This is a genomic window from Microbispora rosea, from assembly GCF_044460045.1.
In the GTDB taxonomy this organism is placed as follows: Bacteria; Actinomycetota; Actinomycetes; order Streptosporangiales; family Streptosporangiaceae; genus Microbispora; species Microbispora rosea.
Window position 1 is genome coordinate 62,405 of sequence record NZ_JBITJO010000013.1, and the last position, 15,584, is coordinate 77,988.

16 protein-coding genes are annotated in these 15,584 nt (G+C 70.9%); 5 read left to right on the forward strand and 11 right to left on the reverse strand.

Annotated elements, in window-relative coordinates:
* Positions 1–8 precede the first annotated feature (8 nt).
* From ACIBK1_RS35930 to ACIBK1_RS35940, 3 genes are read right to left on the reverse strand one after another with little or no spacing between them, the layout of a single operon-like run.
* Positions 9–1,193, reverse strand: coding sequence for an LLM class flavin-dependent oxidoreductase (locus ACIBK1_RS35930; RefSeq protein ID WP_030511531.1), 1,185 nt, complete (start codon positions 1,191–1,193; stop codon positions 9–11).
* Positions 1,190–2,542, reverse strand: a complete 1,353-nt coding sequence (locus ACIBK1_RS35935) for an NtaA/DmoA family FMN-dependent monooxygenase (RefSeq protein ID WP_396740105.1) — start codon at positions 2,540–2,542, stop codon at positions 1,190–1,192. Before ACIBK1_RS35935 ends, ACIBK1_RS35930 begins: the two co-directional genes overlap by 4 nt.
* Positions 2,543–2,555: 13 nt before the next feature.
* Entirely contained in the window at positions 2,556–3,254 is a 699-nt protein-coding gene (locus tag ACIBK1_RS35940; protein WP_396740106.1) for a GNAT family N-acetyltransferase, read from the reverse strand.
* A 328-nt stretch (positions 3,255–3,582) separates the two neighbouring features.
* Between ACIBK1_RS35940 and ACIBK1_RS35945 the strand changes: the two genes are divergently transcribed.
* The 3 genes from ACIBK1_RS35945 to ACIBK1_RS35955 are packed head-to-tail and all read left to right on the forward strand — an operon-like array spanning position 3,583 to position 6,304.
* Entirely contained in the window at positions 3,583–4,551 is a 969-nt protein-coding gene (locus tag ACIBK1_RS35945; RefSeq protein WP_030511534.1) for an amino acid ABC transporter permease, read from the forward strand.
* Positions 4,548–5,312, forward strand: coding sequence for an amino acid ABC transporter ATP-binding protein (locus ACIBK1_RS35950; RefSeq protein ID WP_396740107.1), 765 nt, complete (start codon positions 4,548–4,550; stop codon positions 5,310–5,312). The genes ACIBK1_RS35945 and ACIBK1_RS35950 overlap by 4 nt, the downstream gene beginning before the upstream one ends.
* 14 nt (positions 5,313–5,326) lie before the next feature.
* A complete protein-coding gene (locus tag ACIBK1_RS35955) occupies positions 5,327–6,304 on the forward strand; it encodes an ABC transporter substrate-binding protein (RefSeq protein ID WP_396740108.1) in 978 nt (325 codons plus the stop codon).
* A gap of 18 nt (positions 6,305–6,322) precedes the next feature.
* Here ACIBK1_RS35955 and ACIBK1_RS35960 read toward each other — a convergent pair whose 3' ends face one another.
* The 4 genes from ACIBK1_RS35960 to ACIBK1_RS35975 all read right to left on the reverse strand — a co-directional run bounded on the left by ACIBK1_RS35960 (position 6,323) and on the right by ACIBK1_RS35975 (position 9,907).
* On the reverse strand, positions 6,323–7,315 hold the full coding sequence (locus ACIBK1_RS35960; protein WP_396740109.1) for an Acg family FMN-binding oxidoreductase: 993 nt from the start codon (positions 7,313–7,315) through the stop codon (positions 6,323–6,325).
* Positions 7,316–7,500: 185 nt separating this feature from the next.
* Entirely contained in the window at positions 7,501–8,097 is a 597-nt protein-coding gene (locus ACIBK1_RS35965) for a hypothetical protein (protein ID WP_396740110.1), read from the reverse strand.
* Positions 8,098–8,380: 283 nt separating this feature from the next.
* Complete coding sequence (locus ACIBK1_RS35970; protein ID WP_396740111.1) at positions 8,381–9,238, reverse strand: hypothetical protein; 858 nt, start codon at positions 9,236–9,238, stop codon at positions 8,381–8,383.
* A gap of 96 nt (positions 9,239–9,334) precedes the next feature.
* Positions 9,335–9,907 (reverse strand): TetR/AcrR family transcriptional regulator, encoded by a 573-nt coding sequence (locus tag ACIBK1_RS35975; RefSeq protein WP_231514056.1) that lies wholly within the window; start codon positions 9,905–9,907, stop codon positions 9,335–9,337.
* Between the two features lie 119 nt (positions 9,908–10,026).
* On the opposite strand from ACIBK1_RS35975, the gene ACIBK1_RS35980 reads away from it, so the two are divergent.
* Positions 10,027–10,581, forward strand: coding sequence for a hypothetical protein (locus ACIBK1_RS35980; RefSeq protein WP_357325337.1), 555 nt, complete (start codon positions 10,027–10,029; stop codon positions 10,579–10,581).
* A 108-nt stretch (positions 10,582–10,689) separates the two neighbouring features.
* Here the strand turns inward: ACIBK1_RS35980 and ACIBK1_RS35985 are convergent, their stop codons facing one another.
* Positions 10,690–11,016 (reverse strand): hypothetical protein, encoded by a 327-nt coding sequence (locus ACIBK1_RS35985; RefSeq protein ID WP_030510269.1) that lies wholly within the window; start codon positions 11,014–11,016, stop codon positions 10,690–10,692.
* Between the two features lie 264 nt (positions 11,017–11,280).
* On the opposite strand from ACIBK1_RS35985, the gene ACIBK1_RS35990 reads away from it, so the two are divergent.
* The gene (locus tag ACIBK1_RS35990) at positions 11,281–11,712 is read left to right on the forward strand and encodes a nuclear transport factor 2 family protein (RefSeq protein ID WP_396740112.1); all 432 of its coding nucleotides are present in this window, start codon (positions 11,281–11,283) and stop codon (positions 11,710–11,712) included.
* A 32-nt stretch (positions 11,713–11,744) separates the two neighbouring features.
* On the opposite strand, the gene ACIBK1_RS35995 is transcribed toward ACIBK1_RS35990, so the two are convergent.
* Genes ACIBK1_RS35995 through ACIBK1_RS36005 form a run of 3 tightly spaced genes read right to left on the reverse strand, consistent with a single transcriptional unit; the run spans position 11,745 to position 15,366 of the window.
* Positions 11,745–12,560, reverse strand: a complete 816-nt coding sequence (locus ACIBK1_RS35995; RefSeq protein WP_396740113.1) for a slipin family protein — start codon at positions 12,558–12,560, stop codon at positions 11,745–11,747.
* The gene (locus tag ACIBK1_RS36000) at positions 12,560–13,135 is read right to left on the reverse strand and encodes a hypothetical protein (protein ID WP_051762136.1); all 576 of its coding nucleotides are present in this window, start codon (positions 13,133–13,135) and stop codon (positions 12,560–12,562) included. Before ACIBK1_RS36000 ends, ACIBK1_RS35995 begins: the two co-directional genes overlap by 1 nt.
* The gene (locus ACIBK1_RS36005; protein ID WP_396740114.1) at positions 13,132–15,366 is read right to left on the reverse strand and encodes a nitric-oxide reductase large subunit; all 2,235 of its coding nucleotides are present in this window, start codon (positions 15,364–15,366) and stop codon (positions 13,132–13,134) included. Before ACIBK1_RS36005 ends, ACIBK1_RS36000 begins: the two co-directional genes overlap by 4 nt.
* Between the last annotated feature and the right edge of the window lie 218 nt (positions 15,367–15,584).

The following is a 15,584-nucleotide window of genomic DNA, read 5'->3' on the forward strand; positions in this document are numbered from 1 at the left end:
ACGCGGAGTCATGCCGCGTAGCGGCTGACGGGACGGGCCAAGCCGAGCCGCCCGCGCAGGTCCACCGTGTCGTACGCCGTCCGGAACGCGCCCGCGTTCTGCAGGGCGGGCACCAGACCACGGGTGATCGCCACGAGGTCGTGCGGCAGCACGCCCGGCCGGAGCCGGAATCCCTCCAGCCCCGCCTCCCGCCACTCCAGCAGCAGCCCGGCGAGCTCCTCGGGGGTGCCGGTGAAGACATGGGCGTCCCAGTTGTGTTCGGCGCCGTCGAGGTCGTCCAGCCTGGCCTTCCGCCCGGCCGCGTCGCGGGCGTCGAGGAAGACCACCAGATCCGCGAAGATCCGCAACGGCGGCTCGGTGCGTCCCACCGTCGCTTCCGCCGCCCGGACGCTCTCGACGATCGCCGTCGCGTCCTCCCGGTCGCGCGGCGTGACGTACACGACGTCGGAGGATCGGGCCGCGAACTCGTACGGCAGCCTGTCGTGGGCCAGCGAGGTGACCAGCGGCTGGCCCTGCGGGGAGCGCGGCGTGATCGAGGGGCCCTTCACGCTGAAGAACTCGCCACGGAAGTCGATGTAGTGGAGCTTGTCGCGGTCGACGAAGCGGCCGGTCGCGACGTCGCGGATCTCGGCGTCGTCCTCCCAGCTGTCCCACAGGCGGCGGACCACCTCGACCGCGTCGGCGGCCTCGGCGAACAGGCCCTGCACGTGGTCGCCGAAGACGGGACGCCGGTCGCGGGAGTAGTCCTGCGGCGGGAACGGAGGGCGGCGGCCGAAGTGCGCCACGTGGTCGGGACGGCCGGAGATCTGGGGTCGCCAGCCGGCCCTGCCGTGGCTGACGTGGTCGAGCGAGGCGATGCCGATCGCGACGTGGAACGGCTCGGTGTGGGTCGTGCTCGTGGTCGGCACGAGGCCGATCCGCGAGGACAGCGGAGCCACCCGCGAGGCGATCAGCACCGCGTCGAGGCGTCCGCGCACCTGGTCGAGGCGCCCGTCGGGCTCGTCGAGGTGGGAGGACTGCAGGCCGAGCGCGTCTTCGAAGGTGACGAAGTCGAGCAGGCCGCGCTCCGCCTCCGCGACGAGCTCGGCCCAGTATCCGGGGGTGAACAGCAGGTCCGGTCGCGCGCCTTCGGCCCGCCACGCGGCCGGGTGCCAGCCGGCCCCGTCGAGCGCGACGGCGAGATGCAGGGTCATGAGGTCTCCTCGGTGCGGTTCTGAGTGCGGGGGGCGAGGCCGAGGTGGTCGCGGAGGGTGGGCCCGGCGTAGTCGGCCCGGAACACGCCCTTCTCCTGCAACAGGGGGACGACCTTGTCGACCAGGTCGTCCAGCCCGCCCGGCGTCAGGTGAGGGACGAAGATGAAGCCGTCGGCCGCGTCGGCCTGCACGAAGTGGTCGATCTCGTCGGCGACCGACCGCGGCGTGCCGATGAAGGTCTGCGGCGCGGAGACCTCGATGGCGAGCTCGCGGATCGACAGGTTCTTCTCCTCGGCGAGGGTGCGCCACTTGGCCACCAGCTCGCCGCGGTCGCGGCGGAATGCCGCATGGCCCCTGGACACGCCCTCGTCCAGGTTCGGCTCGACGTCGGGCAGCGGGCCGTCCGGGTCGTATCCCGACAGGTCGCGGCCCCACACGGCCTCCAGGAAATAGAGCGCCGTCTGCGGGCCGACCTGCGCACGGCGGATCTCGGCGGCCCGCTCGGCGGCCTCGGCCTCGGTGTCGCCGAGCACGTACGTCACGGCGGGGAGGATTTTCAGCTCCTCCGGCCGCCGTCCGTAGGCGGCGAGCCTGCGCTTGACGTCACGGTAGAAGGCGCGGCCCTCCTCCAGCTTGCTGTGCCTGCTGAAGATCACGTCGGCCGAGGACGCGGCGAACTCGCGGCCCTCGTCCGAGTCGCCGGCCTGGATGATCACCGGGTGGCCCTGCGGGCCCCGCGGCACGTTGAACAGCCCGGAGATGTCGAAGTGCCGGCCCTGGTGCCGGAAGGGCGCGACGCCGCCGGGCCGCAGGAACCGCCCTGACTCCGGATCGGCGGCCACCCCGTCCGTCGCCCACGAGTCCCACAGCTCCCTGGCGGTCTGCAGGAACTCCTTCGCCCGGGTGTACCGGTCGGCCTCGGCCAGGAAGCCGCCCCGGCGGAAGTTCTCCCCGGTGAAGGCGTCGAAGCTGGTCACCACGTTCCACGCGGCCCGGCCGCCGCTCAGGTGGTCGAGCGTGGCCAGCCGTCGCGCCACCTCGTACGGCTCGTTGAAGGTGGAGTTCACGGTCGCGGCGAGCCCCAGGTGGGTGGTGACGGCGGCCAGGGCGGAAAGGACCGTGAGCGACTCCGGGCGTCCCACGACGTCCAGGTCGTGGATGCGTCCCTTCGCCTCGCGCAGTCGCAGTCCTTCCGCCAGGAAGAAGAAGTCGAACTTCCCGCGTTCGGCCGTCTGGCCCAGGTGGCGGAACGAGTCGAAGTCGATCTGACTGCCCGACGCGGGGTCGGACCAGACCGTGGTGTTGTTCACGCCGGGGAAGTGCGCGGCGAGATGGATCTGCTTGGTCACGGGGACTCCTCACTCAGGCGACCGGTACGTCGGCGGGCACGCGGAGGGTGGCGAACGTCGTCCGCCTCCGGAGACGGAAGCCGAGCGCCTCGTACATCCGGATTGCCGTGGTGTTGCTCGCGGCGGCGTGCAGGAACGGGGTCTCGCCGCGGGCGCGGATGCCGGCGGCGACGGCCGGTACCAGGCGTGACGCCAGGCCCTGTCGGCGGAAGGCCGGATCGGTGCAGACCGCGCTGATCTCCGTCCAGCCGGGCGGGTGCAGCCGCTCCCCGGCCATCGCGACCAGCCTGCCGCCGCGGCGGATACCCAGATAGGCGCCCATCTCGATGGTGCGCGGCCGGAACGGGCCCGGCTGCGTGCGCGCGACGAGGTCCAGCATCTCCGGCACGTCCGCCGCCCGCAGACGGACCGCCTCGTCGTCGCGTGCGGGGACCACGTCGTCGCCGACCAGTTGCACGCCCCCGCCGTGGGCGACCACCTCCCACCCGACCGGCGCCGCGGCGGCGTCTCCGGTGACCGCGACCGTCGCTCCGGGCCCCGCGAGCACGGCGAGGTCGTTCCAGTCCGCGGGCCCGGGGTCGTCGGGCAGCGCGAAGAACGGGGACACGTCGTCCGGGTAGCGCACCGCGCCGCCGTACCGTTCGGCGAAGCGCGCGTGCGGACCGGTCAGCGACGCCCACGCGGGATTGTCCAAAAGGCGCTGGTCGCTCATCGCGGCCCTCCTCGGGACGTGTCGTCGTGGCCGGTGCTCACGCGCCCACCTCCATGGCCGTCTCGTCGCGATCGCCGCCGCCGGCGCCACCGCGCGGGGGGGAACACGCAGTCCTTCGGCATCGGACCTCCTGTCGCTCGTCCTCATGCGGACGCATCCTATGCAAAAACCTACTAAACAAGTAGGTCTTGACGGTATTGCTCGTCCGTGCTGAAGATGGAGGCATGTCGGACGGCCGCGATCAGCGCGGCCGCCGGGAGGGTTGATCCATGACTGCCGAGCCCCTCGCGCTCGATCACGTCCACTTATCCGATGCCACGGAGGCGCGATGAGCGCGCCCGCCGTGCTGGAGGAGACGGCGGCGGAGTCCGCCGGCTCCCTGACCGTCGTCAAGGCGCGTCATCCGGGACGCTGGATCGCCGGCGTCGTGGTGGCGGTGCTGCTGGCGATGGCGGTCAACGCGCTGGTCACCAATCCGGCCTGGGACTGGCCGGTCGTCGGCGCGTACCTGTTCCATCCCTCGGTGCTGCACGCGGTGCTGTTCACCGTGGAGCTGACCGCGCTCGGCATCGTGCTCGGATTCCTGCTGGGCACCGTGCTCGCGCTGATGCGGCTGTCCCGCGTCCCGCTGCTCGCGTCGGCGGCCTGGGGCTACGTGTGGCTGTTCCGCTCGGTGCCGCTCATCCTGCAACTGCTGTTCTGGTACAACCTCGCCGCCCTGTACAAGCAGATCTCGTTCGGGGTGCCGTTCGGACCCGCGTTCTTCTCCGTCGACTCGATGGACCTGATCGGACCGGTGACGGCCGCCGCGCTCGGCCTGGCGCTGCACCAGGCGGCGTACGCCGCGGAGATCGTGCGAGGAGGCTTCCTCTCGGTCGACCCCGGTCAGCTTGAGGCGGCCGCCGCGCTCGGCATCCCGAGGGCCAGGCAGATCTTCCGGATCCAGCTTCCGCAGGCCATGCGGTCGATCGTCCCGGCGGCGGGAAACGAGATCATCGGCCTGGTCAAGGGCACCTCGGTCGTCTACATCATGGCGCTGCCCGAGCTCTTCTACCAGGTTCAGGTGATCTACAACCGCAACGGCCGGGTGATAGCGATGCTGCTGGTGGCCGCGATCTGGTATCTCGTCCTCACCACGGTGCTGTCGGGCGTGCAGCACTACGTGGAACGCAGGTTCGGCCGGGGCCTCGCGCGGGCGTTGTCGCCCACGCCCGCGCAGCGGGTGCGCCGGATCCTCTCCGTACGGCGGGCCGCCCGGCGGCAGCGCCCGGCCTGGGGCGGAGGCGAGCGGCGATGAGCACCCCCATGGTCGACGTACACGGGGTGCACAAGACCTACGGCTCGCTGGAGGTCCTGCGCGGGGTGGACCTGAAGGTCCAGCCCGGCGAGGTGACGGTGATCATCGGTCCTTCCGGGTCGGGCAAGTCCACGCTGCTGCGCAGCATCAACCACCTGGAGAAGATCGACCGCGGGTACGTCGCCATCGACGGCGAGTTCGTCGGCTATCGGCGGTCCGGAGACCGGCTCTACGAACTGCGGGAACGCGACATCCTGCGCCGGCGCACCCAGATCGGCTTCGTCTTCCAGAACTTCCACCTGTTCCCTCACCTCACCGTCAGAGAGAACGTGACCGAGGCCCCCGTCTCGGCCCAGGGCCGCCCGCGCGACGAGGTCGAGGCGCTGACGACCGAGCTGCTGGAGCAGGTGGGCCTGTCCGGCAAGGCCGACGCCTATCCGCGGCAGCTGTCCGGGGGGCAGCAGCAACGCGTCGCGATCGCCCGCGCCCTGGCGCTGCGGCCCAAGGTCGTGCTGTTCGACGAGCCCACCTCGGCACTCGACCCCGAACTGGTGGGCGAGGTGCTGGAAGTGATGAAGGCGCTCGCCCGCGGCGGCACCACCATGATCGTCGTTACCCACGAGATCGGTTTCGCCCGCGAGGTCGCCGACACCGTGGTCTTCATGGACGCCGGTCAGATCGTCGAGCACGGCCCGCCCGGGCAGGTGCTCGACCGGCCGGGGCACGACCGTACGCGCGCCTTCCTCAGCAAGGTGCTCTGACCTCAAGGAATCGCATGTCATCCGTATCCCGGTTGTCCGTGCTCGGCACGTCCGCCCTGCTGCTGCTCGCCGCCTGTGGCGCGGTTCCCGACGAGGACGCGGCGGGCGCCGCCGCTGCCGCAGAGGCCCCGCCCGGCGTCTTGACGATCAACACGAGTCCGGAGCAGGGCCGGATCCGGGCCGCGAAGGTGGAGACGATCGCCGCCGAGGTGCCCGCCGCGATCCGGGCCAAGGGCGAGTTCCTTATCGGCACCTCCACCTTCGAGCCGCCGCTGTCGTTCGTCGCCGACGACAACGTCACCCCGATCGGGGTGGAGGAGGACATCGCCTCCCTCGTCGCCGACGTGCTCGGCCTCAAGCTGCGCATCGAGGCCACGTCGTGGGAGAACCTGTTCCTCGCGGTGCGGTCCGGCAAGTACGCGGCCGGATTCTCCAACATCACCGTCACCGAGGAGCGCAAGGACATCTACGACTTCGCCACCTACCGCCTGGACCAGCTGGCCTGGGAGGTGCCGAAGAACAGCACGATCACGTCGATCGCCAAGCCGGCCGACGTCGCGGGGCTCGGTGTGGCCGTGGGCTCCGGCACCAATCAGGAGAAGATCCTGCTGGGCTGGGACAGGCAGAACCGGGCCGCCGGGCTGAAGCCCGCCCGGATCCAGTACTACAAGCAGGCGGCCGACACCTACCTGGCGCTCAGGTCCGGCCGGATCCAGGCGTACTTCGCGCCCAACCCCACCTCCGCCTACCACGCCGCGGTGAGCGGCGACACGAAGGTCGTCGGCACCTACTCCGGTGCCGGTCCCACACTCCAGGGGCTCATCGCCGCGATGACGCGGAAGGGCGACGGCCTGGCCAAGCCGATCGCCGACGCCGTCAACGCCCTCATCAAGGACGGCACCTACCCCAAGGTCCTCGCCCGCTGGGGGCTGTCCAACGAGGCCGTCCCCGAATCCCTGGTCAACCCGCCCGGCCTGCCCCGCGAGCAGTAGGGGCACCTCGGCGCCGGCTCACACCGCGCAGTCTTCACGGATCCGGGCCGGAGCGGTCGCCACCAGTTCGGTGGCGGGGCGGCGGGGCGCGCGAGGGACCACCGGGCCGTACCCCAGCCGGATGATCATCTGGACGTGCCCGCGCCGGTGGTGGGGATCGCTGCGGCGGCGCAGGTCGCGAAGGTCGAGCGGCTGGTTGAGGAACGAGGCCGAGATCCCGTGGACGGTCGCGGTCAGCAGGAGGCGTTGCAGCGCCTGTCCGGCGCGTAGCCAGTCGAGAGGGCCGTCGCCCGCGGTGGTGAGCACCGCCAGCTGAGGGCGGGACTCGAAGTGGACCGGCTCGCGCTCACTGTGTGCCCCGAAGTCCCGGACCGGCGCCGGATCGTCGGCGCAGCGCGGCCCCCGCACGTAGGACGGCAGGCCGTCGCGGCGGTTCCCGCTCATCGTCCACGCCCGCAGCTCGGCCTGGTAGCCGCCGTCCCTGGCGAGCTCGTCGTCGGCGATCGCGACGTGTTCCAGCAGGTCGGCCGCGACGGGCCGGTCGAGCACGGCCAGGCCGGCCCCCTCGCGGGCTGCCGCGCGGCGCAGGTCGGCGAGCACATGCTCGGGAACCCGCCGTTCGCTGAACGGCTCCCGGTTGGTCCGGCGCAGCCCGATGCGGTCGTACAGTTCGCGGGCTCGCGCGGGAGCCGGATGGAACGGCGACACGCGGACGGCGGCCAGGAGCAGTGGTTCCTCCACGGTGTTGGGCAGCAGCCAGACCAGCGGCCGGTGACCGGCTGTCCGTACGGCGAGCCGGAGGTTGAACAGGGCGGCGCCACAGCTGACGTGCAGCGAGCGCCCGCGGGGGTCGCTGACCCGGAGGCGCCGGTCGGGGTCGGCCAGCAGCTCGGCGACCTCTCCCCGGACCGCTTCGAGCCGCCAGGGCTGCGTGTTGAGCACCGAGGGCGCCTGCCCGGCGGCGGTGAGCAGCCGGTGGAAACCGCGTTCTGTGGCGAAGGGAGATATCACGGCGCACCTTCTTCAGGAAAGTCTGTGCGGGGGCTCACTTGTCGTCAGGAGGGCTCGCTGTCGTCGCGCGCGAAGCGAGCTGGACGGCCCAGTGAAGCCGGCCCAGTGAAGCCGGCGCAGTGAAGCCGGCGCCCACCCCCAGGGGGCCGGGGGTGGGCGCCGGAGCCTGCTGCGTGCGGGTGGGTCTACTTGAGGATCGGGAAGCGGCGGACGAGGGGGGTGGCGGCCCACTGGGTGCCGAGTCCGAGGGTGGTGCCGGCGCCGGTGAGGGCGAGGCCTGTCAGGACGATGGCGTAGACGATGTGCTCGTCCATGAAGGGGTTGGTGGTCAGCGGGAGTTCGGCGGCCCACATCATGAGCAGGAGCAGGCCGCCCGCGGCGGCGGCGATGCGCATTCCGATGCCGAGGGTGAGGGCGATGCCGGCGCCGGCGAGGCCGGTCATGAACAGCCAGTCGACCCAGGGCTGGCCGGCGAGGGTGGTGAACAGGCCGCCGAAGGTGTGGTCGGCGGTGCCTTTGAGGAAGCCGGTGGTCGGGCTTCCGCCGTTGATCCAGGACTTGGCGGCGGGGGTGGCGAAACCCCAGCCGAACAGCTTGTCCAGGAAGGCCCACAGGAACACCCAGCCGACGGCGATGCGGGCGGCGGCCCACACGTACCGGACCGGGCCGGCGCCCGTGGTGGCGGCGGGGATCGTCTCGCCGTTCGTGCGGGGGGCGGGGACGGTGGGAGCGCCGGCGTGGAGGCGGTGATTCCTCTGGTTACGCCCTTCGATGGTGGCCATGACCGGCCCCTTTCAACGTCTTTTCTCTCTTTTCGACATCTCAAGGAAACCGCGATCACCGGCCGTGCCGCAGGAGCCGTACGGCACCCCGCGGTCGGCTCGAAGTCCCGTGATCGTGGGACTTTCGGTCCGAGTCCGTCAGACGGGGCGTTCGCGCCGGGTGTGCGTGCTTCGACCACCGGCCGTCCGCCCGTGTCCCGGACGGCTCCTCGCCGGCGGCCAGGACGGCGGCGCGCTGGTTACGCCGCCGCTGCTCCCGCGTCACGGGGCGAACAGAACGGTGTCACCCGTGCCCGGCGTGGCAGGTGTTCTGCGCACGACGGCACAGGACAGGCAGTGCGGTTATCGCGTCCAGAACCACGCGGTCGCCCAGCGGCTCGTCGAGCCTTATGACGCCCCTGCCGAACGCGCCGACGCCTGCGCACGGGCCGGGGGCCTCATAGGGGACGTCGATCCCCAGGACCACCACGTCCGGATCCTCCCGCACTCGCAGGCTGACGGGGGGCGGCTCAAGGCCGCACGAGCCGTAGTCGTAACTCACCAGCAGCGTGCGCTCGTCGAGGGCCTCGACGCCGGTGATCTGCTCGTCGACCAGCGGGTAGTCGCCCACGGCGTCCTCGATCGTGCCGACCGCCTTCTGATCGACCGCGACACGGTCTATCGGGCCGGGAAGGTTCGAGAAGCGCAGCCGCCAGGCGGGCACGGTCGCCATACCGCGTGAGGTCTTCAGCCGCATCGTCGTGAAGGCGGCGCCGGTCAGCTTGTACTCCTCGTCATCGGGGAAGGTGTACTCCTCCGGCCAGGGAGACAACGCCATGAGTGCCTCTCGCGGTCCGATCACGGGGACCCGCATGGTGGATCCGTCGTCCCATAGGATCCGCGCGTCGGCCGGCGCGACGGGGAGCGAACCGGCCACGACCCAGCCATATTCGGTGTTGACCCGCTCGCGCGTCTTCCGCGACATCGTGCTCAGGTCCTCGAACGGGACGAAACCCGTACGCCAGATCGTCGCGGCCCCGCTCGTCCGCCAGGTGGAGACGGCCCGTGCGGCGTTCTCCCCGAACGTGGGCCGTCCCCTCAGGCCGGCGCTACCGCTGAGAAGCAGCACCGTCGCCAGAAGCGTCCCGGCTAACCTCACCATGTAGTGATCTTGCCAGAATATCCGTCCACAAGATCGGTGACGGAACGGCCGGCGGCCGAGCCCGGCCCGGTGAAGGCACTCTCCGCGTGCGCCCGCTCATCTCCGGGTCGAGTCGCCGGTGCCGATGACGGCCCGGCTGCTGCGGAGGAACGAGGCGGCGACGTTCGCCGGCTGGTCGAGGTATCCGGCGACCATGGCGCCGTCACGGATCAGCATCAGGTCGTCGGCGACCTCTGCGGCGTCCGTGATACCGAGCGGGGCGATGAGCTGTTCGAACGTCGTCTTGTTCCAGCGGCGATGCGCGTCGACGGCCTTGCGGATCGGGCTGTCCGCGTCGGGGTATTCGGCGGCGGCGTTGATGAAGGGACAGCCGCGGAAGCCGGGCGCGCAGGCGATGATCCCGATCGCCCCCGAGATCGCCCGCAGGGTGACATCGACGTCACCGCCGCCCTGCTTGATCGCCTCACCGATGCCGTCCCGCTCCAGCGCGGCGCGGCGTTCGAGGTAGGCGACGACGAGGTCGTCCTTGCTCTTGAAGTGCCGGTAGAAGGTGACCTTCGTCGTACTGGCGAGGTCGATGACCTTGTCGACGCTCACCGCGCGAAGCCCCTGCGCGTAGAACAGCTCGGTGGCCGCCTCGATGAGGCGCTCACGCATGGGGCTGTTCATGCTCGAGATCATACGCGTCCCTCCTTCTCGCCACTTGCACCCGACCTCACAGCCGAGCTACTGTCGGCGAGGTAGAGTTACTAGTCATTCTACCTCGCTGTCCTGCCGAAAGGGAGACGATGACCACCGTCGCTGTCACAAACGCCGGCCGCACCGCTGTGGCGTTGCGGAACCTCTATGTGGTGCGATTCGGATTCGCCCTCATCTGGGCGGTCCTGCTGTTCCTGGCCGGGGCTTCCGGTCCGGTGAGCACGGCGCTGCTCGTGATCTACCCGCTGTTCGACGTCGCCGCGGCGATCGTCGATCTGCGCTCCTCGACAACCGCGCGCCCCACCGCCGCCCTGTACGTCAACCTGGCCCTGAGCCTGCTCACCGCCGTCGGCCTGGCCGTCACAGCCGGTTCGGGCGTGCCCGCGGTGCTGCGCGTCTGGGGCGCTTGGGCGATCACCGCCGGAATCGTGCAGCTCATCGTCGCCGTCAGCCGACGCGGGCTCGGCGGCCAATGGGCGATGATCCTCAGCGGAGCGATCTCCACGATCGCCGGGACGACGTTCATCCTCCAGGCCGGTACGCCGACCGCATCGCTGACGAACCTCGCCGGCTACGCAACCGCCGGCGGCGTCTTCTTCCTCATCTCCGCCCTGCGTCTGCACCGCACCTCGAAGAGCGCCTGACCCCCGTCTCGCTCCCGGAGCCGCCGGCCGCCGGTCACGGTGCCCCCGAGCAGGCGTTGCGCCGCTCGGCGGCGTGAGTCCTTCCGCTCCGGGAGCGCGTCGTGGACGTCACCGGCGTCCACGAGCGGGGCAGGCCGTGGAGACGTGGGCCACCACCGGTTCGCCGCCGACGGTCCGGTACGCCTCACGGGCGATGGCCCGGATGCGTTCCGGGCACGTGGAGGCGGTGAGGCGGACGGACACGTAGACGTGCGCCATGCCGTCCACCTCCGCCAGGCGGACGTCGTCCACGAGGTCGGCGAACGCCTCCAGCAGGGCCTCCCGCACCGCGAGCCGCACGAGCGGACCCGTGGCCCGGTCGCGGTCGTCTTCGTCTTCCTGTTCGTCCTCCCGGCGCCGGAGGATCGGACGGGGGTGCGTGCTCAGGATCGTCATGACTCAACCGTCCGGGCCGCCGCCCCCGCGCGGGAACGGCCGAAAGTCCTCATCCCCGGCGCATGAGGCGGTCGCGCACATCCGCCGCCCGGCTCCATCCGGCCGATGACCCGCCTTGGCGCCCGTGGCCGAGGCCGCCTGAGATCCACTCACGGCGCTTCCCTCGTCGCGTTATTCCACCGCTCCGAGGACGCGGTCTGGGGGAGGTCCTTTTTGGCTTCTCATTGCCCCTGTCTCCGTAGTCTGGCGGAAGGGGGTCCTTCGATGGCCGATGTGGTAGACCGGCTGATCACCGCGCTGAACAACCATGATGTGGACGCGGTGATGCGCTGCTATCGGCCGGATGCGGTCGCGACATGGCCGGACATGGAGGCGGGCAACCCTCAGGAGATCGGCTCCTACTGCACGCAGATGTGGGAGGCGTTTCCCGACCTCCGCTTCACCCGCTGGGAGAAGACCGCATGCGAGGATGCGATTGCGACCGAGATGGTGGCCTGCGGCGCGCAAACGGGGCCGTATCTCCTCATCGGAGGTGAGGTGCTGGAGGCGACGGGCCGTTCCATCAGTGCGCGCTGCTCCTGCTTCTGGAACGTGGTCGACGATCTGATCGCGAGTCAGCGCTTCTACTACGACCAGCTGCAGGTATACGTGCAACTCGGTATGTGTCTCCCACCCGTTTTCGCCCTGTCCGGCTGAGGCGTCGAGAGGTCGCCGGCGGCAGACCGGGCTCAGGAAGGCCGTCGCTCCCGCCCGCAGGCGCAGCCGTGCGCAGTAGCGGCGGCGGCGAGAGCGGCGGGAAGCATGGGTGAGGCCCCCGGCGAGGGGGCGGGCAGGTCGACCGGCACCGGATAGACGATGGTCGATCGGCCCTCGCCGCCCAGTTCCAGCAGGGTCTGGAGGTAGCGCAACTGGATGGCGGCCGGGTCGGCCGACAGGGTACGCGCGGCCTCGCGCAGATTCCGCGCGGCCTGGACCTCGCCCTCCGCGTTGATCACTTTGGCGCGGCGCTCGCGTTCGGCCTCGGCCTGACGGGCGATGGCGCGCTGCATCGCCTCGGGGATCTCGACGTCCTTGATCTCGACCAGGTCGACCTTCACGCCCCAGGGCTCGGTCTGGTCGTCGAGGACCTTCTGCAGGCTCTCACCCAGCCGGTCGCGCTCGGCGAGCAGGGCGTCGAGGTCGTGGCGGCCGAGCACGGAGCGCAGGCTGGTCTGGGCGAGCTGGGAGGTCGCGACTGCGTGGTTCTCCACCTCGTTGACCGACCGGACCGGGTCCACAACCTTGAAGTAGGCGACCGCGTTGACGCGGACGGGCACGTTGTCCCTGGTGATCGCCTCCTGTGGCGGGATGGTGAGGGCGATGGTCCGCAGGTCGACGCGGACCATCCGGTCGGCCAGCGGGATCAGGACCACGAGCCCGGGCCCTCGCAGGGGCAGCACCCGGCCGAGCCGGAAGACGACCGCCCGTTCGTACTCGCGCAGCACCCGAAGTCCTGTCAGGGCGCCCGCCAGGAGAAGGGCGGACACGACGGCAACCCAGATCATCACTCCGACCTCCAGACGGTGGTGTATCGGTCGCGGCTCGGCGGCCCCTGCCCGGGCTCGGGGAAGGCCGCGGGGGTGCCGCGCAGGTGGCCGGTCAGCCACCATCCTGTGATGGCGGTGGCCGCGAGCGCGGCGGCGGCCAGGGCGAGGTCGGGCCAGGCGGGGTGACGCACCGCCTCGATGAGCGTCAGCGAGGCGGCCAGGACGACCAGCACGAGGGCGAGCCCGCGGTGGAAGCGGCCCGCCTCGGAGTGCGGCCAGGGCCGCAGCGCCCGCACGATCTCCCGCCCGTGACGCGATGGGGTGCAGTCGGGCTTGCGGGGGCAGGCGTTGCAGACCGAGGGCCTGGCCCGGTAGAAGCGGTGGTGCCGGTCCTGACCGACGGGCCAGAGCATCTGGTCGGCCGGGCACACCCAGGCGTCGCGTTCGGGCTGATAGGTGAAGCCCCCGGTGCGGTGGCGTTCGGATCGCCCGGCGACGTGGCGGGCCAGGCGGTCCAGCCCGGCGGCGGCCGCGAGCAGCGCGGCCGCGTAGCCGTACGCCAGGACCGCCTCCGTGGTGAAGGGACCGATCATGCGGTGTCCACCCGCTCCCGGACGTCCGACAGCCGGGGCGCCGGGGTGAGCCCGGTGGCCGGGTCGGTCCCGGCCCGGCGGGCCCGGTGGCGTACGCCAAGCCAGGCGATCCAGCAGAAGGGCAGCACGCCGCCGACGATGAACAGCGCGTCGCCGGGCAGTCGCAGCCACTCCAGCAGCGTGTTGGCGCGACCGGTGAGGTAGCCGAGCGAGCGCGCCTCGAAATATCCGGAGGACACCGACTCGTGCAGTTGCAGGAGCCCGAGCGGCAGCAGGGTGGCGAAGCACATCCAGGCCAGGCCGATGTTGAGGGACCAGAAGGAGACCCTGGCCCACTTCTCCGGCCATCGGCCGGCGGGGATCAGGTAGCGCAGCGCGAACAGCCCCAGGGCGATGGCGAGCATGCCGTAGACGCCCATCATCGAGCCATGCGCGTGGTTGGCCGTCAGACCGGTGCCGATCTCGTAGTAGGAGACGATCGGGAGGTTGATCAGGAAGCCGAAGACACCCGCGCCGAGGAAGTTCCAGAAGCCGACGGCGACCAGGAACATCACGGCCCAGCGGTGCGGGAACGGGGTGCGCGACTCCAGGTGCTGGCGCGCCCCCAGCTGCACGAACGACCACGCCTCCACGGTCAGGAAGGTCAGGGGAACGACCTCCATCGCGGAGAAGAACGCGCCCAGCGCGAGGTGCTCCACGGGCGTGCCGCTGAAATACAGGTGGTGCATGGTGCCGATCACGCCGCCCGCCGAGTACAGGATGATGTCGAGATAGATCACCACGAGGGCGACCCGCTCCCGCACCACGCCCAGCTGGACGAACATGTAGGCGACCATGACGGTGGTGAACAGTTCGAGGAAGTCCTCCACCCACAGGTGCACCACCCAGAACCGCCAGAAGTCGGTGACGGTGAAGGTGTCGCCCGGGCGGGCCAGCAGCCCGACGGCGTAGACGCCGGGGATCGCCAGGCCCGACAGGAAGAACAGCCAGGGCAGGTTGCCGCGGCTGTCCCTCGCCAGGGTCGTGCGCAGCACCCGCCACATCATGACCGCCCACAGCGCCATCCCGGAGGCCAGCAGGATCTGCCAGACGCGGGGGAGGTCGAGCCATTCGAACTGCTGGCTGCCCCAGAAGTCGCCCGGCCGGACGAGCCCGTGGATGCTGAGCCCCTCCGCGATCAGCGAGCCGGACGCCACGACGGCCAGGGCCGCCAGGAGCGTCCAGGCGAGCTTTCCCTGCCCGCGCGGCTCGGCTCCGGCCATGAGCGGAGCCAGGAAGATGCCGGCCGCGAGGAAGGCGGCCACCACCCAGAACAGCGACAGCTGCAGATGCCAGGTGCGGGCCAGGTTGAAGGGCAGCAGCTCGGCCAGGTTGAGGCCGAAGAAGCTCGTGAGATCGGCTCGGTAATGCTCCGTCGCACCGCCCAGCAACACCTGGGCGAGGAAGAGCAGTGCGACGACGAGGAAGAAGTACGCGGTGACCCGCTGCGCGGGCGTGAGCGCCACCTGGTCGGGAGAGCGGAACTCGATGGCCTCCGCCTGACGGCCTCGCCAGCCCAGATGACCGCCCCATCGGCCGACCGCGCCGAACAGCGCCCCGATGCCGACCAGCAGGGCGATCAGCGACACCACGCTCCACAGCACGGTGTCGGCGGTGGGCGCGTTGCCGACCAGCGGCTCGGCGGGCCAGTTGTTGGTGTAGGAGTAGGCCGCGCCGGGGCGTTCCGCCGAGGCGATCCAGGCCGTCCAGGACAGGAACGCGGTCAGCTGGTGGATCTGCCGCGGGTCGGTGATCGCGTACGGACGCAGTCCCTTGTCCGTGCGGGGGTCGGCGAAGTAGTCGCGGTAGTGATCGACGAGAGCGGTGAAGGCGTCCGCCTGCGCCCTCGTGTAGGTCAGCACCCCCGAGCGGGGGTCGTAGCGATTGGCGCGGAACTCCTGCCTGACCTGTTCACGGGCCCGGTCGCCGCCGCCGCGGGCCCGGAGGGCGGCGGTGGCGGCACGGCGCAGGTAGTCGGCCGTGTAGTCCGGCCCGAGATAGCCCCCGTGCCCGAGCACCGATCCGTACTGCATCAGCCCGTTGGCCAGGAAGACCTTCTGCCCGTCGGCGACGTCGCGGCCGGCGTACAACCGCTGCCCGGATTCGCCCACCACGAGCCGTGGCACGGGCGGCTCCACCGTGTACGTACGGTAGGCGAGCAAGCCCATGACGAAGAACCCGAACACCGCCACCAGTGCCGCAGCCTGAATCCAGCGCCTGGAGACCAGAAGCTCTCTGCGCGTCCCCGCCCCTGGCACCATCGATCACCGATCTCGATCAGGAAGGGGAGAGATCCCTACTCCTATCGGGCGCCGGTCGTACCGGTCGAGAGGACACGCCCTCCGTGCCGGACTCGGGACGCGGTGCCCGCGGGTGAGCCGCGGGCACCGCAGGTGCTCAGGGACCGATC